Source organism: Gemmatimonadota bacterium (assembly GCA_026705765.1).
Taxonomy (GTDB): Bacteria; Latescibacterota; UBA2968; order UBA2968; family UBA2968; genus VXRD01.
In genome coordinates, this window is the sequence record JAPPAB010000009.1 from 1 (window position 1) to 6,277 (window position 6,277).

At 50.9% G+C, this 6,277-nt stretch carries 6 protein-coding genes; all 6 read right to left on the reverse strand.

All coding sequences use genetic code 11. The features are described from left to right. Positions 1 to 53: 53 nt before the first annotated feature. Positions 54 to 1,091: a Gfo/Idh/MocA family oxidoreductase gene (locus OXH16_01230; protein MCY3679989.1), complete on the reverse strand. Its 1,038-nt coding sequence runs from the start codon at positions 1,089 to 1,091 to the stop codon at positions 54 to 56. A gap of 5 nt (positions 1,092 to 1,096) precedes the next feature. Continuing rightward, entirely contained in the window at positions 1,097 to 1,501 is a 405-nt protein-coding gene (locus OXH16_01235) for a hypothetical protein (GenBank protein MCY3679990.1), read from the reverse strand. A 13-nt stretch (positions 1,502 to 1,514) separates the two neighbouring features. Next, positions 1,515 to 3,995, reverse strand: coding sequence for a CoA transferase (locus OXH16_01240; GenBank protein ID MCY3679991.1), 2,481 nt, complete (start codon positions 3,993 to 3,995; stop codon positions 1,515 to 1,517). A 308-nt stretch (positions 3,996 to 4,303) separates the two neighbouring features. Next, the gene (locus tag OXH16_01245) at positions 4,304 to 4,525 is read right to left on the reverse strand and encodes a hypothetical protein (protein MCY3679992.1); all 222 of its coding nucleotides are present in this window, start codon (positions 4,523 to 4,525) and stop codon (positions 4,304 to 4,306) included. Next, a complete protein-coding gene (locus tag OXH16_01250) occupies positions 4,522 to 5,310 on the reverse strand; it encodes a peptidylprolyl isomerase (protein ID MCY3679993.1) in 789 nt (262 codons plus the stop codon). The genes OXH16_01245 and OXH16_01250 overlap by 4 nt, the downstream gene beginning before the upstream one ends. After that, positions 5,310 to 6,277 (reverse strand): HlyD family efflux transporter periplasmic adaptor subunit (locus tag OXH16_01255; protein MCY3679994.1); only part of this gene is annotated, 968 nt, incomplete at its 5' end. The genes OXH16_01255 and OXH16_01250, both read right to left, overlap by 1 nt.

A 6,277-nucleotide genomic window follows, 5' to 3' on the forward strand; every position in this document is an offset into this window, starting at 1 on the left:
ATTCGTCTATTCGTCTATTCGTCTATTCGTCTATTCGTCTATTCGTCTATTCGTCATTTCGGAATCACGACCCTGCGTCCCCGCGACATCAGCGCCGCCTCATAAACCTTCATAACAGACAGCGCGAACTCCAGGGACCCGACCTCTGCCATCCTATCCTCCAGAACACAATCGCAGAAATAGCGCATCTCATCGTAAAAACCCTGCGTAAAAAGCGCCTTATTCTCAAGAGTCCCCAGCGTATCCTGAGGTTCCCATGAGACCGTGCCAGAATCCAAACCCGTGGGAATATAACTTCTCGTACTTGAATAATTAAAAGGAATACCGCGTTCCAGAGTCACGCGAAGATCTTTGTCAATCGCCACATGCTGCTGCCCCCAAAATGCATACCGCTCGCATCCACGACGCGCAGAAACCAGATTAAAAGACCCCACGACACCACTCGCAAATTCGAGAATACACACACCAGTGCCGTGATCGCTTCTGTGCATAGTCACAGCCGAAACATCTCCTCCAACAGCGAGCAACAGCGAAAGCGGATGGCAGCCATTCTTCAGCCAGTTGGGCGCTTCGCGCGCTCTGAGCACCTGCTCTCCATCCTCGGGAATCGTCATCGGATACTCTGCGGAAAGTCCCCTGAGCGGACCGCAATCCTCTGTCCCCATCAACTCAATCACCTTCCGGGTCGCCGGCATAAATGCCTTCTTGAACCCCACAACAACCACGCGATCCCCGCGATGGCGCATCATAGTTTCCACTTCAGAAGCCAGTGTAGCAGGCGGCTTCTCCATCCACACATGCAGCCCGGCATCCAGCGCCTCGCACGCCAGTTCTGGATGTGCTTCTGGAGACACACAGATAAAAACGCAATCCAGATCTTCACCCGCGTACATATCCGCAGTGCTGGCATAGCAAGCATCCACGCCGTATTCCTCTGCAGTCGCCTTCGCGAGATCCAGCCTCAAATCGCAAAAAGCCTTAAGCCTCACCGGAAGATAATGCATCGCGGGCAGGATATTCCTGTAGCAATGTGACCCGATGCCAACAACGCCAACATTCAGCCGGCTTTCAAACTCTCTCTGATAACTCATAGCTGCTATCTGGCAAAACTGGAGCGCAATTTGATACCCCACCTGCCATCCTCATACGTAAGAACATAAAGAGAATCGTGAGCCGCAATCACCGAACTGTCTTCGCGGTAGCGGGTAAATTGCGTATCAACGTGAATCTTCTCATCCGAACAATGGACGATCTCGCGCCGGGTCCAAACACTATAGTGCCAGCCGATACTGCCCAATCTCGTCCTCACACGCGCGATAAATGTATCGTCCATATCCGCGTCTTCCCATCGGTGCATAATTCCCGAAGCCAGACGAAAATGTGGAAAATGCATCGTCGCCTTCCACGCCTGCAGATCCAGCGCATTAAAACCGGCCATCCACGCATCCAGCACGGGAATCGCCCGTTCTCTCGCCTGTGCAACGGCCTCTCCTGATGGCATAAACCCTCCAATCCTAACCGTGTGGCAAATAATACTCGTGAAGTTGCTCTTTCGCTATGCCCTTTGCGATCAGCCCGTCAACATAGTCGTCATCATAACCCAACTTCCCGAGAATTTCCCTCGTATGCGCACCCTGTTTGGGACACGCGTAGAGCAATTGAACAGGCGCATTCTTTAAACGCACATAAGCGGGCGGCGCGAGATCGACAGCACTGCCAACCGGGTGATCCGTAAAACGAACAATAGAAATGGAGCGCCCATCATCCCAGGCGTCCAAATTCTCGTCACACACCTCGTGCAAAAACATCTCGCGAATATCCTCAAGCGAATCAATGCGATGCCCGGCCAGACCCACCTCGTTAAAAACCTTAACCCAATAGGCCACATCGCGTTTTTTGATCTCACCCTCTAAAAATTCACCAGCATCTTCATCGGGTGTATTCTCCAACCCCGCAACACACCTCAATTTATCCATCTCATGCTCCAACCCACCCAGGAAAACCCATCCATCGCGCGCGCGATACATGCGGTGAAGCGCGTGTTCACCAACAGCATCCTGTCCCGCTGGTTCATCGCCCGAGCACCCGGCTTCGCAAGCATACATAAAAGGTGCCTGCACGAGCTGTCCCCCTTGAGCGAGCGAAGTCGTCACAAAATCGCCGCCATCGGGCACGCCACTGCGCCTGCGCTTGAGCAACGCCAGCACCGCGCCATAAGTAGCCGAATATCCCGTAATATAATCGATACAAGAAGCCCAACCGTGCAACACCGGTCTATTCCCCTCGCCACCATAGCGCATCTGTATCCCCGTCGATCCCTGAAGCAGAGGATCAAAACCCGGACGGTTCATCCACGGACCCGGCCGCGGACCATTAAACGCCGTCAAATTGAGATACACAATATCGGGTTTACACCGCTTAACAGCATCGTAGTCAATACCCAAACTTTGCGCAACCCCGGGCCGGAAATTGTGAACAATAACATCGGCTGTTTCAACCAGCTTCATAAAAGCTGCCCTGCCAGCCTCGGCTTTCAAATTCAAAATCACACTGCGCTTACCGGGACTGACCTCCAGGGGAAACCAACTGGAAATGCGCGGCCCAAAATAGGGTTCTGGCGGATCGATCTTAATAACCTCTGCGCCGTATTCCGCCAGCGTACGCGCACTGGCTGGTCCCGCGAGCACATTGGACAAATCCAGAACGCGAATACCTTCCAAAATGGGTTTTGCTGGCGAAGTAGCCTCTGTGGATTTTGATTCACCGCCTCCTGCAAAAGATCCATCTGCGTTCATCTGCGTCATCTGCGGATACGCCTCTAACGGCCTCGACGGCCTGGGAATGGCGCATTCATCCGGAGTCTTGGCAAGCCACGTCTGCACCCCGAGTTGCCGCATCGGACCATACTCGGGATCATCAACCACAACCGTCAAAGCCGCTTCTTCGGTCTCGGATTTGTGCAACCACTCCTGTGCCGTGCGCTGAATCGTACACGGAACCCCAGCAGCCGTCAAAACATCGACCCAGTGTTGTGCGGGTTCACTCGCCAGCACGCTCTCAATTTTTTCGCGCGCTTTGAGATTCCATTCACTGGACAAATGGGATGAATCGGGAATATTATTCGTCAGATGGAGATTCTCATAAACCGGCACATCGACCATCCCCTCCGCGATCAAATCATCGTACACCTCCAGCGCTTTAACCAGTGACCGACTATTTCGGGAATGCCCAGCCGCAATAATATAAAGCCATTGCCCATCTCCCGCCCGAAACGTACCACTAAAAGGCGACCCCACACTACTGCGTTGCTTCCGACGATTAGCATTAGACGACGGACCATATCGCGCGGGCTTGTCCGCCACATCCAGCATAATAACCGCCATAGCAGACATCGCCGCACCAACCAGAGAAACCTCAATCACATCGCCACATCCGCTCTCTTCACGCGCATACAGCGCAAGCGTAACAGCGATAGCACCGTGAATCGCCCCATAAGTCGAACCCAATGGCATCGGCGTATAAACAGGCGGCAAATCCGGTCTTCTACTCTGAAGATCTGTATATTGACCTATAGCCGCGCTGATAATACCTTCAAATGCGCGAATGGACGCTCTTTCATCCGTCGAAGCAAAACCCGGCAAAGAGAGATAAACCAATCCCGGATTCAGCGCAGTCATCTCTTCTGCTCCCAAACCCAATCGCTGCATAACGCCCGGGCGAAAATTTTCAATAACCACATCTGCCGAACGGATTAACTTCACCGCAGTCGCAAGATCATCTGCATTTTTCAGATCAAGGGTAATGCGCTGTTTGCCCCGATTAAAAACGCCATTTGCCGGCGTATCCCAATCCGATTTCCCCGGCCGATCCACCTTAATCACCTCAGCACCCTGATCTGCGAGCAACATCCCCGCCAAAGGCCCGGCAATATAATGACCGAAATCGACAACGCGGATCCCGGTCAACGGCGCTTGTTTATCGCATTCTGGATTCATCAACTATCTCCTCACATAAAGTTCTCTTATGACTCATTAACTGACGTTACGAATAGATGCGCCTGTCATTCTGATTTCATAAGATGACAAGATATAGCGTTGCTGCGTAAGGTCAAATATATATTTTGGGAATCACCGTCGAAAACATTAGCAGTATAAACCAAAAAACCACGCCCAAGGGACGTGGTTTTTTTATAAACATGATCCGTTTTAGTCAATAACAGAATTTGAATTCATCGCCCAAACGATGAGTACCTGAGTAGAACCTTCAAGCATATCCACTAAAGCGGGTAACTCCTATCCCCATATCAGAGTTTAAAGACGTGGTCTTTCTTGCCAGATACAGCCTGCGTGGCATTGCGCGTATCGACAATACAGCGCGCGTGATTTACTATCCATTCATAATCCCAATTGCTGTGATGGGTCACAATCACCACACAATGGGCATCAGTTATATTTTTTTTATTTAAAGAGGTACTTTCCAATTTCATAAAATTGGGCCGTGCACCTGCAACAAGGATAATTTTCACCTGCCTTCTCCTCCTATTTTGGAAGTTTCCGCCTGCCAAATCGGATACTGTATATCTGCCCGTTGTATCTCTCGTTGCAACCACTGATTAAACAGATGTTTGCGGATCTCCTTTTTAATCCTCTTATCCAGCGTTGCTGGATAGAGTTGCTGTACCAGGTACAGCGCAAATCCTTTTGATACTTTTTCCGGTCCAAAAATTTCACCCGGTGAAGCAGCAAAAACGCGCGCAGCAATTCCTTTGGGCAATTGCTTGCGCCGCACACGACCCAAAAAACCACTACCTGGTCGTGTGCGTGTATCTTGAGAAAACCGACGCGCCATCGCGTAAAAGTCCGCACCATCTTCTCGAATCTGCAAATCAATCTCGTCAATCACACCCTTATCCGTGTGAAAAATCCAGCAAATCTCCGCCTCGTCAAATTCAAGTGTGTGTTGCGCGAAATAGGATTCGACCTGTCCTTTGGCAATCTTCTCAGACAGCAAATACTCCAGTTGCCTCACCTCGGCATCTTCTGCTACATCCTGAAGCGTAATACCCCGCTTTGCAAGATATGCCTCTGTATCTTCCACCCGCTCCAGGCGATGTTGATACCGCCAGTCATCTACCCTGCGCTGAATATCTTCCTGCGCTGCACAAACACCCTCGCGCAGAGCGAGTTGCCGGATTAATTCCCGGCGCGCAAATTCATCGAAAAAAAGCAGATCATCAGCAACACCCATCTGCCGCACGATATCGCTTAATAACACCTCAGCATCATTGACCTGAATTAGTACTTCTGACATCACAACGCACCCTCCTGAACATCGTACCTTGCCGACTCGTAAAGCTGTCGCAAAGGAGAAAGCAACATCAGCAAAACCGATTGCCGATCTGTCATAATCTCCGCTGTGCCTTTCATGCCGAACATCAGAGGTTTGTCAGATCCTTTCACGCGCATCGTATGTTCTTCCAACTCAACAACGCACTTAAATAGCGGTCCAATACTCTCATCAATCACCGCATCGGGCGAGATGTGTGTAAGCCACCCGCGTTTGATACCAAAATCCTGAAAGGCATACGCATCGTATTTCAGCTTGACCGACTGACCGGGCTTGATCAAGCCCACATCTTTATTCAACACCATCACTTCTGCAACCATCGGCGCTGAGGTCGGTGCCAGCGCAATGAGAGGCTGTCCCTTGTTGATCACCTGTCCGACTACATTCACCATCACCTGTGTGACAATTCCCGATTCAGGTGCCAGAATCAAATCTGACTCGGCCTCCAGGGTGCGATCAATGCGTTTGCGTGCCTGTTCCAATCGCAACTGTGCAGTTTCATAAGCGTGTCGCATCTGCGATGCCTCGCGCTCATGTGCAATACGCGCTTCTGTGATTTGACGCTTGAGATCAGCCACAGCCATTTCATTCTTGTATATCTCCGACATGCGCGAGGGAAGTGCGGATAAAGCACTTAAATACTGCACACGCGCGCGATTCATATCCGCCCGGCTGATCAACTCGCGCTCAAACAGCTTCTTCTGCTGCAAAAACTCCCCTTTCATAAGATCAATCTCAGCCTGACGAAACCCAATCTGCTCTTGCAATCCCGCGTCAGATGTTTTGCTTTTCGATCCCTCAACACCACCCACATCGCTTTGATAATCTTCCAACGCATCCTGGTGCGCCTCCATAAACCGCTGCAAAACAGAAAGACGTTGTTCCAATGCGCCTATCGTCTCTCGATTTAACCTTGCCCTTTGTGGCAACA

Coding starts and splice junctions, on each gene's coding strand:
- OXH16_01230 (MCY3679989.1), bottom strand. CDS start 1,091: ATGAGTTATCAGAGAGAGTTTGAAAGCCGGCTGAATGTTGGCGTTGTT.
- OXH16_01235 (MCY3679990.1), bottom strand. CDS start 1,501: ATGCCATCAGGAGAGGCCGTTGCACAGGCGAGAGAACGGGCGATTCCC.
- OXH16_01240 (MCY3679991.1), bottom strand. CDS start 3,995: ATGAATCCAGAATGCGATAAACAAGCGCCGTTGACCGGGATCCGCGTT.
- OXH16_01250 (MCY3679993.1), bottom strand. CDS start 5,310: ATGTCAGAAGTACTAATTCAGGTCAATGATGCTGAGGTGTTATTAAGC.